This window comes from Candidatus Poriferisodalis sp., assembly GCF_965208925.1.
Classification (GTDB): Bacteria; Actinomycetota; Acidimicrobiia; order Acidimicrobiales; family Poriferisodalaceae; genus Poriferisodalis.
Genome location: NZ_OZ242364.1, coordinates 1606653 through 1626704 on the forward strand (window position 1 = coordinate 1606653; position 20052 = coordinate 1626704).

14 protein-coding genes and 1 pseudogene are annotated in these 20052 nt (G+C 64.4%); 10 read left to right on the forward strand and 5 right to left on the reverse strand.

The window, feature by feature from the left end:
* Positions 1-107: 107 nt before the first annotated feature.
* The 5 genes from ACOGI5_RS07170 (at position 108) to ACOGI5_RS07190 (ending at position 8045) form a co-directional block, all read left to right on the forward strand.
* Positions 108-1817 (forward strand): Eco57I restriction-modification methylase domain-containing protein, encoded by a 1710-nt coding sequence (locus tag ACOGI5_RS07170; protein WP_419863736.1) that lies wholly within the window; start codon positions 108-110, stop codon positions 1815-1817.
* Positions 1817-2935: a DNA cytosine methyltransferase gene (locus ACOGI5_RS07175; protein WP_419863737.1), complete on the forward strand. Its 1119-nt coding sequence runs from the start codon at positions 1817-1819 to the stop codon at positions 2933-2935. Before ACOGI5_RS07170 ends, ACOGI5_RS07175 begins: the two co-directional genes overlap by 1 nt.
* 20 nt (positions 2936-2955) lie before the next feature.
* Positions 2956-4956, forward strand: coding sequence for an ATP-binding protein (locus tag ACOGI5_RS07180; RefSeq protein ID WP_419863738.1), 2001 nt, complete (start codon positions 2956-2958; stop codon positions 4954-4956).
* Between the two features lie 531 nt (positions 4957-5487).
* Positions 5488-7143, forward strand: coding sequence for an Eco57I restriction-modification methylase domain-containing protein (locus ACOGI5_RS07185; RefSeq protein WP_419863739.1), 1656 nt, complete (start codon positions 5488-5490; stop codon positions 7141-7143).
* Complete coding sequence (locus ACOGI5_RS07190; RefSeq protein ID WP_419863740.1) at positions 7131-8045, forward strand: XamI family restriction endonuclease; 915 nt, start codon at positions 7131-7133, stop codon at positions 8043-8045. Before ACOGI5_RS07185 ends, ACOGI5_RS07190 begins: the two co-directional genes overlap by 13 nt.
* A gap of 246 nt (positions 8046-8291) precedes the next feature.
* On the opposite strand, the gene ACOGI5_RS07195 is transcribed toward ACOGI5_RS07190, so the two are convergent.
* Complete coding sequence (locus ACOGI5_RS07195; protein WP_419863741.1) at positions 8292-10751, reverse strand: CoA transferase; 2460 nt, start codon at positions 10749-10751, stop codon at positions 8292-8294.
* A 106-nt stretch (positions 10752-10857) separates the two neighbouring features.
* Between ACOGI5_RS07195 and ACOGI5_RS07200 the strand changes: the two genes are divergently transcribed.
* Complete coding sequence (locus tag ACOGI5_RS07200; protein WP_419863742.1) at positions 10858-12024, forward strand: thiolase domain-containing protein; 1167 nt, start codon at positions 10858-10860, stop codon at positions 12022-12024.
* The gene (locus tag ACOGI5_RS07205; protein WP_419863743.1) at positions 12021-12440 is read left to right on the forward strand and encodes a Zn-ribbon domain-containing OB-fold protein; all 420 of its coding nucleotides are present in this window, start codon (positions 12021-12023) and stop codon (positions 12438-12440) included. The genes ACOGI5_RS07200 and ACOGI5_RS07205 overlap by 4 nt, the downstream gene beginning before the upstream one ends.
* Before the next feature lie 134 nt (positions 12441-12574).
* On the opposite strand, the gene ACOGI5_RS07210 is transcribed toward ACOGI5_RS07205, so the two are convergent.
* The gene (locus ACOGI5_RS07210) at positions 12575-13366 is read right to left on the reverse strand and encodes a GIY-YIG nuclease family protein (RefSeq protein WP_419863744.1); all 792 of its coding nucleotides are present in this window, start codon (positions 13364-13366) and stop codon (positions 12575-12577) included.
* Between the two features lie 222 nt (positions 13367-13588).
* Here ACOGI5_RS07210 and ACOGI5_RS07215 point away from each other — a divergent pair.
* Positions 13589-14544 (forward strand): annotated as a pseudogene (locus ACOGI5_RS07215) (IS481 family transposase).
* Positions 14545-14648: 104 nt separating this feature from the next.
* Here ACOGI5_RS07215 and dtd read toward each other — a convergent pair.
* Positions 14649-15086, reverse strand: a complete 438-nt coding sequence (gene dtd, locus ACOGI5_RS07220) for a D-aminoacyl-tRNA deacylase (protein WP_419863745.1) — start codon at positions 15084-15086, stop codon at positions 14649-14651.
* A gap of 4 nt (positions 15087-15090) precedes the next feature.
* Positions 15091-15477, reverse strand: coding sequence for a RidA family protein (locus ACOGI5_RS07225; RefSeq protein ID WP_419863746.1), 387 nt, complete (start codon positions 15475-15477; stop codon positions 15091-15093).
* A gap of 166 nt (positions 15478-15643) precedes the next feature.
* Between ACOGI5_RS07225 and ACOGI5_RS07230 the strand changes: the two genes are divergently transcribed.
* Entirely contained in the window at positions 15644-16651 is a 1008-nt protein-coding gene (locus ACOGI5_RS07230; protein WP_419863747.1) for a Fic family protein, read from the forward strand.
* A gap of 62 nt (positions 16652-16713) precedes the next feature.
* Complete coding sequence (locus tag ACOGI5_RS07235; RefSeq protein WP_419863748.1) at positions 16714-17358, forward strand: hypothetical protein; 645 nt, start codon at positions 16714-16716, stop codon at positions 17356-17358.
* A 34-nt stretch (positions 17359-17392) separates the two neighbouring features.
* Here ACOGI5_RS07235 and ACOGI5_RS07240 read toward each other — a convergent pair whose 3' ends face one another.
* On the reverse strand, positions 17393-19900 hold the full coding sequence (locus ACOGI5_RS07240) for a CoA transferase (protein WP_419863749.1): 2508 nt from the start codon (positions 19898-19900) through the stop codon (positions 17393-17395).
* Positions 19901-20052: the final 152 nt, after the last annotated feature.

A 20052-nucleotide genomic window follows, 5' to 3' on the forward strand; every position in this document is an offset into this window, starting at 1 on the left:
CGCGCAGCAACGAACAATTGTGACACCCCTCCTAGAGGATGCCGAGTGACAGATAGGCAGCACGTTCGTCGCTGCGCGGGAGGTGCATTGTGCGAGCATTCGGCGGGATGGCAGCTAGTTCGAGCAAGACGTCGATCGCCGATGTGGGCGAGGTCGGCATCGACGATGAGCAGGCGCTGTGCGCCGCCGCATGGATGTTGGCGCGTGGCGGTGCGCTCGCCGAACTGAGCGAGGCCGAAGCGTCGCTGCTTCGTGCTACGTCGGAAGTGCATTCGCCGGTAGCGCTGGACTTCCTACGGGCGGCGGTCCACGCGGGCGGCGACCCGTTGGGCACGGCCTTCCTGCGACTGCGTTCGGCCGAACGCCGTCGTCAACAGGGCGCGACGTACACCCCGACTGTGCTGGTGAAACTGATGTCGGACTGGTTGGTCAGCTACAGGCGGCCGGGGCGCGTGGTTGACCCAGGCGCTGGTTCGGGGCGCTTCCTGTGCGCGACTGGACTCTCGCTGCCGAACGCGGAACTTGTGGCAATTGAACTCGATCCGTTGGCTGCACTAATCGCCCGCGCGAACCTGACAGTTCTTGGGCTCGACGGGCGATCGCAGATGCACATGTGTGACTACCGAGCGGTGCAGTTGCCGCCGACGAGCGGCCCGACGGCGTTCATCGGCAACCCGCCGTACGTGCGGCATCACGGCATCTCACCGGAATGGAAGGACTGGCTTCGTCGGCGCGCCGCTGAGTTGAACTTGAAGGCGTCGGCACTCTCGGGATTGCACGTGCATTTTCTGCTCGCAACTGCGCACTTAGCGCGCGACGGCGACTATGGCGTGTTCGTCACGTCGTCCGAATGGCTGGATGTCGGCTATGGACACATAGCGCGCGAACTGGTCACCGGCCCCTTGGGTGGTCTGTCCGTACACATCTTGGATGCTCGAGAGCGTGCCTTCGCCGACGCTATGACGACGGCAACCGTGACAGCGTTCGAAGTCGGCCAGCAACGGCGCCAGGTTCGGATACGCAAGGTTGCTTCGACCGATGATCTGCGAGGACTGCGTGGGGGCACGCAATTCGGTCGTGCAGAACTGCGTTCGACGTCGCGCTGGTCGTCGCTGCTGGAGCCACGAGTCTCGGTGCCACGCGAGTTCGTGCCGCTAGGAGAGCTGTGCCGGGTTCATCGCGGGACGGCCACAGGCGCAAACGCAGTGTGGGTGACTGATCAGAACGATCCGCGGCTCCCCGCAGAGGTGCTTCGGCCAACGGTGACTAAGGCATGGGAGCTCTTCGCCCTCGATTCAGCGGTTCTCAGCGAAGATCGCGATTTGCGGGCTGTCATCGAGCTGCCTGCCGACTTAGACGTATTCGACGAGGATGACCGAGCGCTGGTTGACGCATTTCTCCAGACTGCGTGCAGCGCTGGTGTTGCCGACGGCTACATCGCGCGTCATCGACGCTCGTGGTGGTCGGTCAAACTGCGGAGTCCGGCACCCATCCTGGCTACATACATGGCTCGCCGATCGCCAACGTTCGTGCGAAACCTTGTCGCGGCTCGGAACCTCAACAACGTGCATGGCCTCTACCCGGTCGAGCCGCTATCGGACGCAGCGCTGTGCAGGCTGGCCGGCGCTCTGCGTACACAAGCCAGCACGAGGGGTGGACGCGCGTACGCTGGCGGCCTCGTCAAGTTCGAGCCCAAGGAGATGGAGCAGATAATGGTTCCGCCTCCGAGTTGGCTCGAATCGAGCGAGCCGCTGGCATCCTTGGGGGTGAAAGGCGAGGTCGGTGGCGACCGAGTCGCGGTACCTGGGGGTTTCTGATGGATGCGGACGACCCGCACGCGAACCCAAACGGTTCGGTGGTGCCGAGCAGCGATGCAGTTGCCTCTTCCGCTGGCATAGCCGCAGTTGACCTCTTCTGTGGAATCGGAGGCTTGTCGTACGGTTTGGCGTCCGCCGGGGTCGAAGTGGTAGCAGGCATCGACGTAGACGGTTCCTGCAAGTTTCCTTTCGAGGCCAACGTGAGCGGCGCGCAGTTCATCGAGCGGGACGTCCGCGACGTCACGGCTGAGGACCTGTCCAGCCTGTGGCCCGAGGGCGCGACGAGGCTCTTGGCCGGTTGCGCACCGTGCCAGCCGTTCTCTTCGTATCGAAAGGATGTCCGCCCGTCCAATGATCATCGTTGGGAACTCCTGAACGAGTTCGGCCGCCTGGTCGAAGAGACGCAACCCGAGTTCGTCACGACTGAGAACGTCCCCCGCATCGAAAGCAAGGCCGTTTTCGCCGAATTCGTGGCGATGCTCGAAGACCTCGACTACTCCGTGGACAGCGATGTCCGCAGGTGTACCGACTACGGACTTCCTCAAAATCGCCGCCGCCTCGTGCTGGTGGCTTCCCGGGTCGGCACCGCCGCAGTCCCGGCTGGAGACCAGAGCGATCAGCCCTCCCCGACCGTCCGGCAGGCAATCGGGAACCTTCCCGCTATTGAGGCTGGCAGCGCTCACGACACCGACCCTGTGCACCGCAGTCGGGGCCTGTCGGCGCGCAACCGGGAGAGGATGGAAGCATCTACACCGGGTGGCACGTGGCGCGACTGGGATGAGCAACTGCGCGCCCCGTGTCATCGCCGTGCCAGCGGCGCTGCGTTCAAGAACGTCTACGCCCGCATGGAATGGGACAAGCCATCTCCAACGATCACGACCTACTTCCACAACTTCGGAGCCGGCCGCTTCGGCCACCCAGAGCAGCACCGCACGATCTCCGTGCGGGAGGCTGCCATTCTCCAGGGCTTTCCCGACGATTACCGGTTCGTGCCAGATGGCGAGGCTGCGCCGTTGACGACACTAGGCAGACACATCGGCAACGCCGTCCCGCCACCGTTAGGAGAAGCCATAGGCAGGTCTATGCTCGAAACACTGATCGGGGCCGGCAATCCATGACCGATCAGTCTCCGTTCACGATGAGCATAGACATGGGTGCCTTAGAGGCACTCGGCATCAAACTTTACAGCAATGCAGCCGCAGTTCTCACCGAACTGGTTGCAAATGCCTACGACGCTGACGCGACGCTTGTGCAGATCGAGTGGAACATCAGCGAATCCAGCGTTGTTGTCGTGGACAACGGCAGTGGGATGACCCAACAGGAACTCAACGACCGTTTTCTTGTCACTGGGTATCAGAAGCGACGTGTCGAGGGAACGCACTCGAAACTGTGGAACCGTCCATTCATGGGTCGCAAAGGCATTGGCAAGCTGAGTGTTTTCTCGATTGCGGATGAGGTTTTCGTCTACACGACGAAAGTAGGCGAGAGCACCGGATGTAGGATTGTTGTCGATGACTTGAAGCAGCGGATTTCCTCGGGTCTTCCATATCACCCTGAGCCAGTCGAGGCTCCCGAGGAGTACTCCTTCGCTGGCGAGGCAGCGAGAAGCGGTACGGCAATAGTTCTGAACCGCCTGACCAGCAAGCGTGTGTCTCTGACGGCCTCAGCGCTCCGTAAGCGGCTTGCTCGGCGATTCGATGTGCTTGATCAAACTCCGTCCGAGGAAGGTGGCTTCAAGATCGAAATCGATGGTGAGCGACTGACATTCGAAGACCGACAGGATCTGAAGCGACTTGAGTTTCTGTGGGAATTTGGCGAGCAGCGACTACCAGATCACGCCTTGCCGGCCGGAGTCAACAAATATGTGCTCGATGATTGCACGGTTGAAGGCCGCGACGACTGGCGAGTGCGGGGCTGGATCGGCACTGCCCGCACCCCGTCGGACTTGGCCGATCAGGATGGAGTGGGTTCGCTCAAGAACATTATCGTGCTGGCGCGCAAGCGCCCAATTCATGAGGGAATCATCGACAAGCTCGACTTCTCTCGGGTCTTCGGCAATTACGTCACCGGCCAGATTGAGGCCGACTACCTTGACTCAGATAACCCGGACGAGGACGACATCGCCACAAGTGACCGGCAACGTCTGATCGAAGACGATCCACGGGTAGAAGGCTTACACAAATTCCTGCGAGAAGCATTCAAGACAGCGTCGGATCAATGGAATGCTGAACGCCCCAAGCGCAAATCTAAAGATGCTTTCGAGGAATTCCCGGAGCTAGAAACTTGGCGCGATTCGCTGCCCGGCTGGCAGCAGGAGCCTGCAACGAAGATGATCTCCACTATCGCGGCCTTGACGTTGGACCAGGCTAACGAACGAACATATCGAGCTTCCCTCTACCGTTCGGGTGTTCTCGCGTTTGCACGCATTGGACTGCGGGAGAAATCTGATGAACTCGACCGATTGAGCACACTCGATGCCGAGCATCTACTGCAGCTCTTCGGGGCTCAGGAAGAATATGAGGCAAGTCTCTGGGCGGACATTCTCCGTGGACGCGTCGAGGCGATACAAAAGCTTGACAACCTCGCAGACGACAATGAGTTAGAGCGAGTGGTTCAAGAGCATGTGTACAAGAATCTGTGGCTTCTGGATCCGTCGTGGGAACGCGCCACTGAAGATACTTACATGGAGCAACGCTTGAACAATATCGCGCCGGATGTCTTCCCATTGGACGATAGGGGAGATGAAATCACCGGCCGGATAGATATTCGGTATCGGACGGCTGCTGGCACCCATGTCATTGTAGAGCTTAAGCGCTATGGCAAGTCTTGTACCATCGATGAGCTGATTGCGCAGGGACAGAAATACTACGGCGGAGTTGCCTCTGTGCTAGAGCAACAGGATTCTAGCGATGAGCCTATTGAGGTGGTCTTTGTACTTGGCCAAGCACCGCGCGTGAATCGTAGTCACAAGTATAACGATAGGGAATACATCACTCGTAGATTGGATGAGATCAACGGGCGCTATGTTCTCTATCGCCAACTCGTCCGCAATGCGCGAAACCAATACAAAGATTACCTGGATGCGACGCTAAGAGCGTATGAACTCGAGCGTCTATTGGAGGCGCTCGAAGCCGAGTAGCTGATCTTAGACTTGCAGAGGACTTGATGGGCTGCACGATGGAGGTTGGCTGTCCGCTTCGGGCACCCCGCACAGCGCTGTCCAGTGGTGCTCGGTCGCGCAGACGATTGCAACCCTCCTGATCCGACGGCGCGAGCGGCTTGTCGGGGTCTGATTCATCGGGATTGCACTTGTATATCGCGTGGGGCACAGGCATGCACCGGCGTTGCCTATCCGGGTGACGGCGGAGCCGTTGCCGGTGTGCTCGAGCACCTCGGTTACGAGGAAGTGGATTGCCATCAGCCGCTCGTCAGGTGTCACTCTTTCGCCTCGTGGTCCCCTCGCCGTGCACTTCGTGCGTGTGATTCAAGCTTCTTGTTCGACGTCAAGTCGCAGCCCGCGAGCGCAGTCCCGACGCATTGCGGTTAGTCGCTCAAGTAGGACATCCGCATGCGCCGAACGATTGTTGTCACACCGCCGAATGACTATGGCCCAGCGGACGGAATCTTCGCTCCGCCGAACCGGAGGTGTCGTATGCGAACATGCCAGCAGATGGTCTTGACCATGCCGGGAACGGCACTTGATGACGAGCCGGCCGGCGGCATCGTTGACGAGCAGCAACTGTGCGCGGTTGCGTGGGCCCTCGCCAGCGATGGCTGCCTCAAAGACGTGAACCGTGTTGAGGCGGGCCTCATCGCGAAGGCGGATGGGTCGCCTTCATCGGCTGCAGTCGAGCGCGTTGCGGCAACAATTCGGTCGGGTGAGGATCCCCTGGGCACTGCATTTGCGTCGCTTCGATCAGCGGCGCAGCGGCGCAAGCTGGGTGCGACGTACACACCCGCATCGTTGATCGGTCCGATGTCGGACTGGCTGGCGAATCACAAGCGTGCATCTCGTGTCGTGGATCCCGGTGCTGGGTCAGCGAGATTCCTTGTCGCGGCGGGTCGGCTCCTGCCAGAGGCTCGGCTTGTTGCAGTCGAGATTGACCCGCTCGCTTCGCTGATCGCGCGCGCGAACCTGACTGCCTTGGGCTTCGATGAGCGGTCAGAAGTGCATACGGCCGACTTCCGTTCGCTGAAGCTGGCAGCTGATCCTGGCCCAACAGCGTTCATCGGCAACCCTCCTTACGTGCGGCACCATGACATTGCGCCCAAGTGGAAAGCATGGCTACGAGAGCGTTCCGAGGAACTGGGCTTGAAGGCGTCGGCGCTCGCGGGCCTTCACGTTCACTTCCTGCTCGCAACCGCACATCTCGCGCGAACGGGTGACTACGGCATCTTCGTCACCTCGTCTGAATGGCTCGACGTCGGCTACGGACAGCTCGCCCGCGAACTGGTTGCGGGGCCTTTGGGTGGCCTCTCTGTTCATGTTCTCGATGCCCGCAGCCAGGCCTTCGCGGATGCCGCTACCACGGCGGCCGTTACGGCATTTGAAGTGGGGGAATCGCGGCGCGGCGTCCGTGTGCGCAAGATCAAACGAACCGAAGACTTGCGAGGTCTGCAAGGCGGCAAACGGTTCGGCCGTGAGAAGTTGCGCACGACGCGTCGCTGGTCGTCACTACTGGAACCCAAGGTCAGGGTGCCGTCAGAATTCGTTCCGCTCGGCGACTTCTGCCGTGTGCACCGGGGAGCGGTCACTGGGGCGAATGCCACGTGGGTGACCAAGCAACGCGACCCGAGATTGCCGACAGCAGTGTTGTTCCCAGCAGTGACTAGGGCGTCCGAGCTGATCGACCTGGACTCGGCATTCTTGAGAGATGACCACCATCTACGTGCAGTGATTGACCTGCCGGATGATCTGGACGTCCTGGGTGCGGAAGACCGAGAGCTCGTCGAGCGGTTCTTGCGCTCTGCCCGACGGGGGGGTGCGGCGAACAGCTACATCGCCCGTCACAGAAAGCCTTGGTGGTCTGTCAGGTTGCGTGACCCCGCCCCGATTCTGGCCACGTACATGGCTCGTCGCCCGCCGACGTTCGTGCGCAATCTCGCATCGGTCAGGAACATCAACGCAGTGCACGGCATCTACCCGTTGCAGCCGCTGTCCGATCCTGCGCTTTGCCGCTTGACCATGGCGCTTCGCAACGGCGCTTCCTTGACTGGCGGTCGTACATACGCCGGCGGTCTGACGAAGTTTGAGCCTTCGGAGATGGCTCAGGTGATGGTCCCGCCGCCGAGCTGGCTGGAATCGGACGAGCCATGGCCCTCGTAGATCCTCCACGCTGGTCGGAAGAGGTGCTCGGACGAGAACGTCTCAAGGCCATCGAGATCTTCCGCGAGGAGCGGCTCACCGAGCCCTTGGAGAGGTACCTCGAGGCGTTCGATGACTATGCAGCCAGCGTTGACCGCCTCATGCGCGAGAGCGGCGACCTCCGGTCGCTCCACGATGTCGCGCAGGAGGTACTGACTGACACAGATCTGCTAGAGGCCATTCGCTATCTCGCGGGACCACCGGTTTCTGCGGACGATCTCATGGAGTTGGCAGAGACCCAGTTGACGGCGAGCCGCTTGCGCGACGACGAAGTCGCTGCGCAACGTGTGATTGAGACGGTCTTGGACATGCTCGACAGCCGTCGTTTCGCCTGGGTGGCCGAAGAGCGGGATCCGTCCGACAGCGAGCGATCCGCCGCCGCCATGGCCTCTGCGTCCCTCATGGCGAGCCAACGAGTGCGAACCAACCGTGCCAACACCGCCAAGATGGATCAAGAAGCGCGTGTCCGTTCGCACCTCGCCGCTTCGGGCTTGACCGAAGTAACCACGCGGGAGATATGGACGCCATCGGATGCACCCTTGCGAGGTGAGTTCTGCGGCGAATGTTCGGTCGTCGGGCGCAAGGCCGACGTCGTCGTCGGCTTGCACGATGGCCGGGTCATGCCCATCGAGTGCAAGGTCTCGAACTCCTCAACGAATTCCGTCAAGCGCCTCAACAACGATGCTGCCGTGAAGGCGGCGGTGTGGATCGACAAGCTGGGGAGTCACGGTGTCGTTCCTGTAGCCGTGCTGTCTGGAGTGTTCAAGACCCTCAACCTCGTCCAGGCTCAGGACCGAGGGCTGACGATTTTCTGGTCCCACGATCTCTCGCCGCTGACGGCCTTCGTCACTGCAACCGGCTGATTGGCGGCAGCGGAAGGCTTCGACAGCGACGTGATTCGCAACGTCAACGAGAACACCCGAGAACTCGACTTCGACGAAGGCACCGGCTTCACCCCCGACTGACCCGATAGATGCCGCTGGCGGGGCAGATGAACGTGCGTGCGTTGCTCTTGCGGACCCCCGTCTTTTGGTACAGCGCGAACCCGACTTTTGGTCGGTTCAAGGGTGTTCGCTTGGTACATCGGCCCCTGAATTGCGGGCGGCAGGTCAGCCGATGGCACCGGCTACGGCGAGCTCGACGACGCGGTCGTCGTCGTAGCCGAGCACTTCCCGCAAGACGTCATCGTTGTGCTCGCCCAGGCTGGGGCCTGAACGGGTGATGGCATGGGGCGTCGTGCTGAGCTGCAGGCGAGGCGCCTCCACGACCATGCGGTCGTACAGCGGGTGTTCGACTTCCAGCCAATGGCCCCGGTGGTTCAGTTGCGGATCGGCGAAGCAGCCCAAGCTGTTCTGGTTTGCGTGCGACGGGATGCCGGCCGCTTGCAGAGCGGCTTCGGCTTCGGCGGGGGTGCGCTGGGCCGCCCAGCCTCCGACGATGGCGTCGATCTCATCGACACGTCCAAGTCGCCCCGCTGCGTCCAGGCCGGCCAGCTCGGCAGGAACTGCATGACCGTCCGCATCGAGCACCCTGCACAGCGATTCCCAGTGATGCTCGGTCTCGCAGACGATCGCCACCCATGGGTCCGGCGGTTCGAGCGGGTTGTCGGGCTCGGCGTCGCCGGCGTCGCACGGGTACATGGCGTGGGGACACATGAATGCGTCCGCGTTGCCCATCCGTGTCGCTTCGTCGCCGTTCACGGTCTTCGCGAGCACCTCGGTCGCCAGGAAGTGAATGGCGGCCTCGGCCTGCGCGAAGTCCAGATGCTGGCCGCGACCGTCGGGGTCGGCATCGCGGGCATCGAGCGCCGCCATGAGCAGCGGCACCATGAACTGCGGTGTGACGTAGTCGGTGTAGGCCAGGAACGGCCCCGCCGGAGGTCGGTCCGGCCAGCCGGTCATCTCGTAGTAGCCGGTGATGGCGCCGGCCAGGTTGCCGAACCCGGCGAACGTGGACAGCGGACCGCTTTGGCCCATCAGACTCGTGCTGAGCAGGATCAACTCCGGGTTCCGTTCGGCCAGCACGTCGTAGCCGATTCCCCACGCCTCGAGCGTCCCCGGCGTATAGGACTCGACGAAGATGTCGGCCCACTCGACCAGGTCGCACAGCACCTCCCTGCCGGCCTCGGTATTGAGATCCAGGGTCACGCCCCGCTTGCCGGCGTTCAAGGTTCCGAACTGGATGGAGGCATCGGGCCCCATATCCCCCCGCAGGCCGCCGCCGGCCCCCCGGGCGGCGTCGAAGCGAGCCGGTCCTTCCACCTTGATGACCGTGGCGCCGAAGTCGGCGAGCAGCCGCGTCGTGAACGGTCCGGCGTACACCCAGGTGGTGTCGAGCACCTTGAGGCCTTCGAGCGGTCGTGGCGACGCCGGGTCGCTGCCGGCGTCCCGCAACGCCTCGGCGGACTCCAGCAGCGGCGAGCGCGGCGCAGCCTTCACTGCCTCGGTGTCGGCGCCGAGCGCGGGCGGCCCGCCGAGTGCACGCAAGGGCGTGCGGCTGGGCTGGCACCAGCGCCCGGGAGTGGTGACACTGCCCCATGCGGCGTCGTCCACCACGTCCCAGTAGCCCCGCTGCGAGAAGTGGTCAACGTTCACGAGCTCGGCAGGGGCGTAGACGGGTGCCAGCAGCACCTCCCGGCGCTGGGCCTCGGAGAACAAGTCAGCCCGCGTCATCGACGACGTCATGGCAGCGATGGCGGCTTTCGCTGCCTCCATCTGCGCGGGCGCCACTTCGGGATCGGTGAACAAACGCATGCCGAATTCGACCCAGTCGAGCCCGGCCAGCTCGTCGTCGCAGAACCCCAGCTCATGGACCCACTCCATCAGCCGGGCGGTGAAGCGGCCGATGGTGTCGCCGAACAGCAGCGTGATGGAGACGAAGCCGTCCGCAGCGGCATACACGAACTGCAGATGGAAGTTCAGCAGCAGAATCCCACCGGACGTCCTGCGCGCCGACGGGTACGCATTCGCACTGTGCACGATGCCGGGAAAGGCGGTCTGCATCATCGCCTGCTGGGCGGAGATGTCGACGTGCTGGCCCCAGCCGCTGCGGTCGCGCTGGCGCAGCGCGAGCGCGGTGCCGACCGCTCCATGGGAACCGGCGTGCAGCCAGCTCTGCGGCGCGGTGATGCGCAGCGGCGCCCGGTCAGTGTCGCCGGTGATGGCCGCACTGCATGCGGACGCTGCGATGGTGAGGTCTGTCGCCGCCCAGCCGGCCTTCGGGCCGGTGCTGCCGAACGCAGTGACCGTGGTGTGCACGAGTCCCGGGTTGATCGCGCGCAGCTCGTCGTAGTCGAGACCCAGGCCAGGGTCGGGCGACTCGATCAGCGCATCGGCACCAGCGACGAGCTCCAGCAGCTCATTGCGATCGGTGATGACGCAACTCTGTGCGCCCCGGCGCTGCGCCCACCATTGGAGCGACGTGCCGTCGGGGCCTTGACTGCGGTGGTCGCGGCCCCGACCGTCGGGTCCTTCGACAAGGACCACCTCGGCGCCGAGCGAGCCCAAGATGGCGGAGCACATCGCGCCCCGGTGGTCGGTGAGATCGAGTATCCGGTACGGCTTCAGCATCGCCGCGAAGCTAACGCTCGCCGGCAGGACGGGTTGGCGCTGGAGGGTTTCAGCCGGTCGGTCCTGTTCCGGCACCGTCTTGGACCCTGCGACTAGGTTGCCGCCGGTGAGCATTCGAGGGCGGGCATTGATCGCGGGTGCGTACGAGCATCCGGGACGGGAGCTGCCCGACCGCACGCTGCCGCAGATCCACGCCGAGGTGGCTGCCGGCGCGCTGGCCGATGCGGGGCTGACGCTGGCCGATGTCGACGCCTACTACTCCGCCGGCGATGCTCCTGGATTCGGTGCGCTGTCGATGGTGGAGTACCTCGGCCTCGACTGCAGCTACATCGACGACACCGAGACCGGCGGCTCGGCCTATCTCGTGCACGTCCAGCACGCCGCGGCAGCCATCGCCGCCGGCCAGGTGAATGTGGCGCTGATCACGCTGGCCGGCAAGCCGCGCACGGGCGGCGCCGGGCCAGGCGGCAGCGCCCGGTTCAGCTCGGCGCCGGAGGCCTCGTTCGAGAACCAGTTCGGCATGTCGGTGCCCGGCGGCTACGCACTGGCCGCGGCCCGGCACATGCACGAGTTCGGCACGACCTCCGAGCAGCTCGCCGAGGTCAAGGTGGCCGCTTCGACCCATGCGCAGCACAATCCCAACGCCTTCCTGCAAGACGTCGTCACGGTGGACGAGGTGGTGTCCTCGCCGGTGATCTCGGACCCGCTGCACCGGCTGGACTGCTGCGTGATCACCGACGGCGGTGGTGCCCTGGTGGTGGTCAGCGAAGCCGTGGCGGCGTCGCTCGACCGCCATTGCACCCCGGTGCTGGGCACGGGCACGTCGATCAAGCACACCTCGGGCGGTCGCATCGATCTGACCCACACCGGCGCCGTGCGCTCGGGCCCGCTGGCGTTCGCCGAAGCCGGCGTCACACCCGCCGACATCGACTACGTGTCCATCTATGACAGCTTCACCATCACGGTGCTGATGACGCTGGAGGACCTCGGGTTCTGCGCGAAGGGCGAGGGCGGATCATTCGTGTCCGACGGCGCACTGCAGGCGCCCAACGGCGCGCTGCCGTTCAACACCGACGGCGGCGGCCTGTGCAACAACCACCCGGCCAACCGCGGCGGCATGACCAAGGTGGTCGAAGCCGTACGGCAACTGCGCGGCGAGGCGCACGCCGCCGTGCAGGTGCCCGACTGCGAGCTGGCCCTGGCGCATGGCACGGGCGGCAGCCTCGCCACCCGCATGGGCAGCGCCACGCTCGTGCTGGGCAGGTCGACATGAGCGAACCCGGGACCTTCGGACTGCCCGTGCCGCCGCCCATGGTGAACCTCGAAACCCAGCGATTCTGGGATGCCACCCGCGAGGGCCGGCTGGAGCTGCCTCGCTGCGACGACTGCGGCGATGTCGTGTGGTACCCGCGTGAACGCTGCGGCCCGCTCGGCAGCGGATCGGTGACGTGGTTCGAAGCCTCTGGACGCGGCACTGTCTATAGCTGCACGGTCACCCGGCGCATCGGGGGTTCGTGGCGCGCCGCGACACCGTTTGTGCTGGCCTATGTCGAACTCGAAGAGGGTCCTCGCGTGCTCACCAACATCGTCGGCTGCGATCCTGAGACGGTCCACATTGGCCAGGCAGTGCAAGCCGTCTTCGACCCCACTCCCGACGGCCCCGCCCTGCTGCGCTTCACCCCCGCCTGACAGCGGCTCGGGTTGCCGAGCGGTGCATCCCACATTTCGAGCCAACTGGACCAGCAAGGCCTGCACTGTTGAACTCAAATGCAGGCTAAGCCAATGCCGACAATCCTCGCCAAACAATTGAATTCGTGCTTAGTTCAAGTCTTGGAACCGAATCTCTTGTTTTCCAGAATGCTCAATCCCATTAGACTCGCAATCTCGTCAAGAAACACAAGTGAAGTCAAGAACCATTCGCTGCCTCCCTCGTCCCAGTCGTGCGAAGCAGCGCTCAGAATAGAGTGAATACGCTTCTCGATGTTCACCGTTTTGGTCGTGTCATCACGTGGTCGATAAACCCGCAGCATGATGGGATTTTCTGGCCAGGCAGTCTTTACTTGCCGAAAGACACGGTCCTCTACGTCGTCTCCACGTCCAATCTTCAATAGAGTCTGACCTGTATCTTCGTTCCGAGGATGTAACAACAGAGTCGGGAACGAATATACGTACACGCCCGATACTGTAGTTGACTTGAGTACTTCCTCCAAATCCCGAGAACCTTGTTTCGCAGTAGCTATCTCCTCTTGCGAAGCGGCATCGTCGCTTGCAGCGGCACTCAGGAGATTCAGATTATGCTCAAGTACCGCTCTCGCGTCGGGAGACAGGTTGTCTTGCTTAAGGACGCTTCGGAGCCTCGCAGCATTCTGTCTTGCAACAGTAGGAGCCTTTGCAATCTCTCCCTCTAGCAGCGCGCGACTCATGCTCAGATAGCTATACACGAAACTATGTGTGGTCACCCCTAGTTCTTCGCCGATAGCTTCGGGTGTCTTGCCAGCATTCGATAGACGATAAACTTCACCTAGTCGCGAGTCATCTTCTTCGAGCATTCGCTTTAGCTCTTCTGCGACCGCCTGATTCGGCACGCTGCCGGATTCTGATTCAGTATCAGCCATATGTTGCGCTCCGAGTTCAGTGCTGCGTGGATTGATTAAGCTAGTTGTAGTGCCCATGGACGTTGTTGACGGTTCTGGTCTTGGGATGAGTTGAGCCTCCGTGGCAGTGTGGGGTCTGTTGGGATCCCGTCTGCGAACGGAGGCTCAGTGATCGACAGTAGTGCAGTGGCGGTGCGGCGGGCTGCGCCGCGGCCGAGGCTGTCGCCGCATTCTCGGCTGGTGATGGTGGAGCGGGTGGCGGCTGGCCAGTCCAAGACGGCGGTGGCGGCTCAGATGGGCTGCGCCCGTCAGACGGTGGACAAGTGGGTGAAGCGCTACCAGGCCGAAGGGCGAGCTGGCCTCGAGGACCGGTCGAGCCGGCCCGTCAGCTCGCCGGCCCGCACTCCGGGGCGGGTCGAGCAGAGGATCTGCTCGCTGCGGCGCCGGGAGCGGCTCGGCCCGGCGCGGCTGGCCGCGCGGGTGGGCGTGCCGGCGTCGACGGTGCATCGGGTGCTGGTGCGCCACGGCCTGAACCGGCTGAGCTGGATCGACCGGCCCACCGGTGAGCGGGTGCGCCGCTATGAGAAGGCCCATGCGGGCGAGCTGGTCCATATCGACGTGAAGAAGGTCGCCAAGGTGCCCCCCGGCGGGGGCTGGCGCGTCCACGGCCGCGGCTCGGCCAAGGCCAAGCGCGCCAAGCGCAAACGGCGGGGATACACCTACCTGCATGTCGCTGTGGACGATCACTCCCGCGTCGCCTACGTCGAGGCCCACGACAACGAACGCGCTGTCACCGCGGCGGCGTTCTGGCGCAACGCCCGCGACTGGTTCGACCGGCTCAACGTCGGCATCGACGCCGTCATGACCGACAACGCCAAGAACTTCACGTCCGACAAGTTCGCCGAGGCACTCGCCGAGAACCGCACCAAACACCGGCTCACCCGCCCCTACCGGCCTCAGACCAACGGCAAAGTCGAACGGTTCAACCGCACCATGGCCGAAGAATTCCTCTACAACCACAAATTCCGCTCAGAACCCGACCGCCGCCGACGCCTCCAGAACTGGGTCCACACCTACAATCTCCACCGCCATCGCAGGCACACCCGCCAGTCCACACCTACAATCTCCACCGACACCACACCGCCATCGCAGGCACACCCGCCAGCCGCGTCAACAACCTCTGTGGTCATTACACCTAGTCGACTTGCTGTGGGCGGAGCCGCGCTCTTGCACGCCTAAAGTCAGATGTCGCGGCCGTGCTGCTACACCCTCGATCATCACCTGGGCGGCCGAGCGCCGACGGTCAGACTTCGAGCATCAAGGTCACGGGGCCGTCGTTGGTCATTTCGACCTCCATGTGAGCGCCGAATGATCCGGTGGCCACTGTGGCGCCGAGCCGGCGCAGCTCGTCGATCAGCTCGTCGATCAGGCGTGTGGCCTCATCTGGCTCTGCCGCGGCCACGAACGACGGCCGTCGACCCTTGCGCGTGTCCCCGTACAGTGTGAACTGGCTCACGACGAGCATCTCGCCGTTTGTCTCTGCGACCGAACGGTTCATCTGACCGTTCTCGTCGGCGAAGATGCGCAGATTCCATAGTTTGCCGGCCAGCTTGCGGGCCGAATCGGCGCTGTCGTCGTGCGTGGCACCGATCAGGCAGCACAGTCCGGGGCCGATTTCGCCGATCACCTCGCCGTCGACGCGCACACGGGCCTTGGCGACCCGCTGCACCAGTGCCCGCATGCGCTCAGAGAACGATCGCGTCGACTTCGATCTCGATGACCAGGTCGGGGTGCAGCAGTGCCGATACCTCGACCAGGGTTGACGCAGGGCGGATGTCGCCGAACGCCTCGCCGTGTGCACGGACGAAGTCGTCCAGGAATGCCATGTCGGTGATGAACGTCCGCACCCGTACCACGTCGGTCATCTGGGCCCCGGCCTCTGACAGCGCCCGCTCGATGATCCCCAGCGTGTATCTCGCCTGCCCGTAGCAGTCACCTGGATGCACCACGCCGTCAGGGCCCAGCGATGTGCTGCCCGACACGGCGACCCAGTCCCCGACGCGGACTGCCCGTGAGTAGCCGGCGACAGCCTCCATCGGCCCGCCGCTTGAGATGTTCTGTCGTTCACTCATGCCCACATTGTGGGCCGCGCGAACGGCATGTGCTGAGCCTGATGCAACAGCGACGACTTGGAACTACGTCCCCGAAGTTGAACTGTTCGATTAGTTTGGCGCGAACTCAACAAATTCACTAGTCCAACCAACCGGAATCACGTACGCCTACCTCGGAGATGCTGTGATGCCGAAACCGCCGGGCCGCCCGACGCATTTGCAGGTATACGAACGGCTCCAGATACAGGTCACCGAACTTCGAGAGAACCTGGGCGGGTTGCCGCTGCCCGAAGAGGCCTCCGACATCTGGCGCGGCATCTGGTACGCGGAAGCTCACCACTCGACTGCGCTGGAGGGCAACACCTTGGTGCTCCGGCAGGTGGAGCAGTTGCTTGGCGAAGGCCGGGCAGTCGGCAACAAGGATCTCGGGGAGTACCTAGAGGTCAAAGGTTATGGCGATGCCGCCGAGTGGGTGTATTCCCAGGCGACGCGCCCGGCGGGACTCGGTGAGCACCAGCAAGTCGTGACGCTGTCGGAAGTTCGTGAGATTCACCGCGCGGTCCTTGCGCCTGCTTGGGAGGTGTCGCCGCATCCGAACGCCACACCGGCGGAGTCTCCGGGCAGCTATCGCCGTCACGACATCTGGCCGTTCCCAGACGGGATGACGCCAGTCTCGTGGCCGCTCGTCGATGCGGAGATGGCCGAGTGGGCAAAGCAGGTCAACCTGCTGGACTCGGAGGCGCTCGCGTTCCCCGAGGCGCTGGCGGCGGCGCACTGCCGCTTCGAGCAGATACACCCGTTTCTCGATGGCAACGGAAGAACGGGACGGCTGGTGCTCAACCTGGTGCTCGTCCGACTCGGATTCCCGCCGGCGATCATCTACAAGCGGGATCGCGATCGGTACCTGCGAGCGCTCCGCAAGGCTGACGACGGCGATCCCGGTCCGCTCGGCGCAATGCTCGCTCGCTCGATGCTGGACAGCCTGTACAGGTTCGTCCTGCCCGCGGTGGCGGGTCCCGCCCGTCTCGTGCCGCTGGAAGCGCTGGCTTCGAGCGAGATCAGCGATGTAGCGCTGCGCGGCGCAGCGAATCGCGGACGGCTCCAGGCGACACGCGGCAGCGATGGTCGCTGGAGGAGCAGTCGTAGATGGGTCGATGAGTACCTCGCATCGCGCTATCGACGCACACCATTGTGAGCGTGGCCCGACGCCGCCGCTGTGACCGACGCCCGGGACTGGCTTGGCGCCGACGAACCTTGGTGATCGGTGCCGTCGCGGTGCTCGTTGTGCTTGCCGCCGCAGGGATCGGGACGGGCATTCTGCTGCGATCAGATGACCAGCCCGACGTGGTGCCCGAGTCGATGGCCCCAGGTCCGGACTGCGTGGCACTCCACGGTCCCCAGCCGTGGATCATCCTGTGGGACCGCTCGCTGACGCAGCCCTGCGTGGTCGTAGCCGAGTTCCAGGACGTGCAGGTGTGGAACAAGGGTTTCGAGCCGATGACCGTCGACTGGCCCGGCGGGGAGCGCCGAGTCGCCATTGATGAGCACTTCGACTCAGGGCCCATCGGCAATGTGCTTCGGGCCGGCCCCAACGACATCAGCGCAGCACCCTTCCCGATGCCCACCATCTGGCTGCTTCCCGAGTCGATGAGCCCGACATCGGGGATCGAGGCCACCGACGCCGGCTTTGGCCCCGTCCGCATCGGCATGACCTTCGACGAGGCCAGCGCAGCCCTCGGCCTCAAGCTCGAGGTCAGCTTTGTGCCGTCGGACCCGCCCGCGTCGTATCCTTGGGAGGCGGTCGTTTCCGGCGACCCCTACTCACCGATATTTCTCGCTGACAGGCCGGACGACGAAACGAGCGTCATATTCGAGATCCACCCGCATAACGGCAGCTCCTAGCGCCAGTCGCAGCACCTTCTCTGGCGCTGAGTTCTCAGGTGAGGGCGCCGGCGATGACGAGCTCGGCGACCTTGTCGGCGTCGTAGCCGAGGATCCCTTCGAGCACCTCCATGTTGTGCTCGCCGAACATCGGGCCGCCCCACAGCGGCCGGCCGGGCGTGCGCGACAGCTCGAAGTTGCTGTTCTCGACCCAGGTGTGGCCGTGCTTGGCGTGCGGCACCGACAGGAAGTGCTCGCGGGCGACGATCTGGGGGTCAGCCATCAGATCCGCGGCGTCGCTGACCCGGTGGGCGGGCACACCGCAGGCTTGGAGCGCCGCCTCGATGTCCGCTGCTTCCCGAGGCTCTGTCCACGCGGTGATCGCGGCGTCGATGGTCTCAGCGTGCGCTCGACGACTGTCGGTATTGAGACCGCTCAAGCCCCCTGCGCTGCTCGCGTTGCCGCCTCCGCTCGCATCCGCGCTCAGCGTGTCCAGCGCCTGTGCCAGTTCAGCGTTGCCGGCCGCAGCCTCAGCCAGCAGCGCCGCCAGCGCGCCCCAGTGCTCGTCGGTCTCGCAGGCGATCGCCACCCAGCGGTCGTCGCCGGCCGCCGGATACACGCTGTGGGGGCACATGTGGCGGTCGGCGTTGCCGCTCCGGCCGGCAGTGCGCCCGTTGATCTCCTCGTCAGCGAACTCGGTCGCCAGGAAGTGCAGCGCGCCCTCCATCTGGGCGAAGTCGATGTGCTGGCCCCGCCCGGTGCGGTCCCGCTCGGCCAGCGCGGACAGAATCAGCATCACGCCCAGCTTCGGCGAGATGTAGTCGGTGTAGGCGGTGAACGGCCCCGCCGGGATGCGGTCTGGCCATCCCGTCACCGGGTAGAAGCCCGCGATTGCCGCCGCCATCGTGCCGAAGCCGGCATACAGGCGCATCGGCCCGGTCTGGCCCATCAGGCAGCTCGAGAACATCACCAGTTCGGGGTTCACCTCGCGCAGCACGTCGTAGGTGAGGCCCCAGTTCTCCATCGCCTTGGGCGAGAACGACTCGGTGAGCACGTCGCACCATGCGACAAGGTCGAGCACCACCTCTCGCGCCTCGGGCAGAGACAGGTCGAGCGTCAGGTCCATCTTCCCGGCGTTGATCGAGTGGAACTGCAGGGCGTTCTCCTGGCCGCCTTCCTCGCCGATGAACGGGTGGACGCCGCGCAGCACATCGGGCTTCAGCTCGCTCTCGACCTTCACGACGGTGGCGCCGTAGTCGGCAAGCGTGCGCGTGGCGCCCGGCCCCGCCAGCGCCCACATGAAATCGAGCACCTTGACGTCATCGAGCGGGCGCTCCATCGAGCGACCTGTGGCAGCGATCTCGGCGCGAGGGCGGGAAGTGATGCCGGTGCCTGCAGGACCGCTGTCGCCAAGGTACAGCTCGGTGTGCTCGCCGAGCTTCGGCGCGACCGGCAGGACCGGCAGTGGGCCGGCCGTGGTCTTGGCCAGCGAACCGCACAGGCGCACTGGCGCGGGACCGCCGGCACGGGGCACGTCGACGTGCTCCCAGTAGTCGCGTACTTCGAGCTGCTCGAGCGCGAGTACGTCGGCCGTAGTCGTGACGGGCGCGATCAGCAGGTTGTCGGTCAGTGCGCGTTCCAGCAGCTCGGCCTTGGTCTTGCTGGCCACGAACGCCGTCAGGGCCTTGATGGCCCGGTCGAAGGTGTCCATCGACTCGCGGCCCTCCACGATTGCCATGCCGAAGTCCACCCAGTCCTTGTCGCGCAGATCGGGCTCGCAGAAGCCTTCGTCGCACGCCCAGCTCAAGATCCTGCTGGTGAACGGGGCGATCATGGGTCCGAACAGGAAGGTGACGGTCACGTGGCCGTCGGCGCACTCGTACACCCATGGGATGAGGAAGCCCCCAAGGTCGACGGCTCCGGGGAGCCGAACCGGCACGTCGCCGCCGGTCAGCACCGTCATCATCTGGAACTGCGTGCAGTCCACGAAGGACTGCTGGGCCGACGTGTCCACGTGCTGGCCCAGCCCTGAGGTCTGCCGTTCGTGCAGGGCCATGAGCACCGCGCCTGCAGTGTCCACTGCAGCGTTGTGCCACGTCTGCGGCGAGCCGATCCGCACGGGTGCCCGGTCACGGTCGCCGGTCAGCGACATCGTGCCGCTCGACGCGGCGATGGTGAGGTCGGTAGCGGCCCAGGCCGTCTTGGGACCGGTCTCGCCGAACGGCGTGATGGACGCGGTCACCAGCGCCGGGTCGGCGGCGCGCAGCGCATCGAGGTCGACGTCGAACGCGCCGCACGAGATCACCGCGTCACAGCCGGCGGCCAGCTCGGCAATCCAGGCCGGGTCCTCGATGACCAGCGAGTGCTTGCCCCGGTTGTAGACGAGGAACTCGATGGCACGCTCCGGATCGACCACGTCGTCGACGTGCGGGCCCCGGTGCCGGGTTCGGTGCCCGCCAGGCGGCTCGCAGAGCACCACCTCCGCGCCGAGCTGGGCCAGCAGCAAGCCGGCGAGGTGGCCCCGGTCGTCGGTCAGATCCAGTATCCGGTACCCATCCAGCACGTTGAAGCTCCCCCCAGGTGTCGAAGATGGGCCGGCAGGGCCCGCCGAGTCCGGCAAACTCTGCCAGAAGCGCTCGCATTATGCGTGCGATGCGCGGCGGGCCGGCTGCATCCCTTCCTTCTTGCTGGCCGAATCACATCGTGCCCGAGTGC

Excerpts from the sequence above, each read along its gene's own strand:
- ACOGI5_RS07180 (WP_419863738.1), top strand. The coding sequence starts at position 2,956 with ATGAGCATAGACATGGGTGCCTTAGAGGCACTCGGCATCAAACTTTAC.
- ACOGI5_RS07225 (WP_419863746.1), bottom strand. The coding sequence starts at position 15,477 with ATGAGTGAACGACAGAACATCTCAAGCGGCGGGCCGATGGAGGCTGTC.
- ACOGI5_RS07175 (WP_419863737.1), top strand. The coding sequence starts at position 1,817 with ATGGATGCGGACGACCCGCACGCGAACCCAAACGGTTCGGTGGTGCCG.
- ACOGI5_RS07195 (WP_419863741.1), bottom strand. The coding sequence starts at position 10,751 with ATGCTGAAGCCGTACCGGATACTCGATCTCACCGACCACCGGGGCGCG.
- ACOGI5_RS07205 (WP_419863743.1), top strand. The coding sequence starts at position 12,021 with ATGAGCGAACCCGGGACCTTCGGACTGCCCGTGCCGCCGCCCATGGTG.
- ACOGI5_RS07170 (WP_419863736.1), top strand. The coding sequence starts at position 108 with ATGGCAGCTAGTTCGAGCAAGACGTCGATCGCCGATGTGGGCGAGGTC.
- ACOGI5_RS07230 (WP_419863747.1), top strand. The coding sequence starts at position 15,644 with ATGCCGAAACCGCCGGGCCGCCCGACGCATTTGCAGGTATACGAACGG.
- ACOGI5_RS07185 (WP_419863739.1), top strand. The coding sequence starts at position 5,488 with ATGGTCTTGACCATGCCGGGAACGGCACTTGATGACGAGCCGGCCGGC.
- ACOGI5_RS07210 (WP_419863744.1), bottom strand. The coding sequence starts at position 13,366 with ATGGCTGATACTGAATCAGAATCCGGCAGCGTGCCGAATCAGGCGGTC.
- dtd (WP_419863745.1), bottom strand. The coding sequence starts at position 15,086 with ATGCGGGCACTGGTGCAGCGGGTCGCCAAGGCCCGTGTGCGCGTCGAC.
- ACOGI5_RS07190 (WP_419863740.1), top strand. The coding sequence starts at position 7,131 with ATGGCCCTCGTAGATCCTCCACGCTGGTCGGAAGAGGTGCTCGGACGA.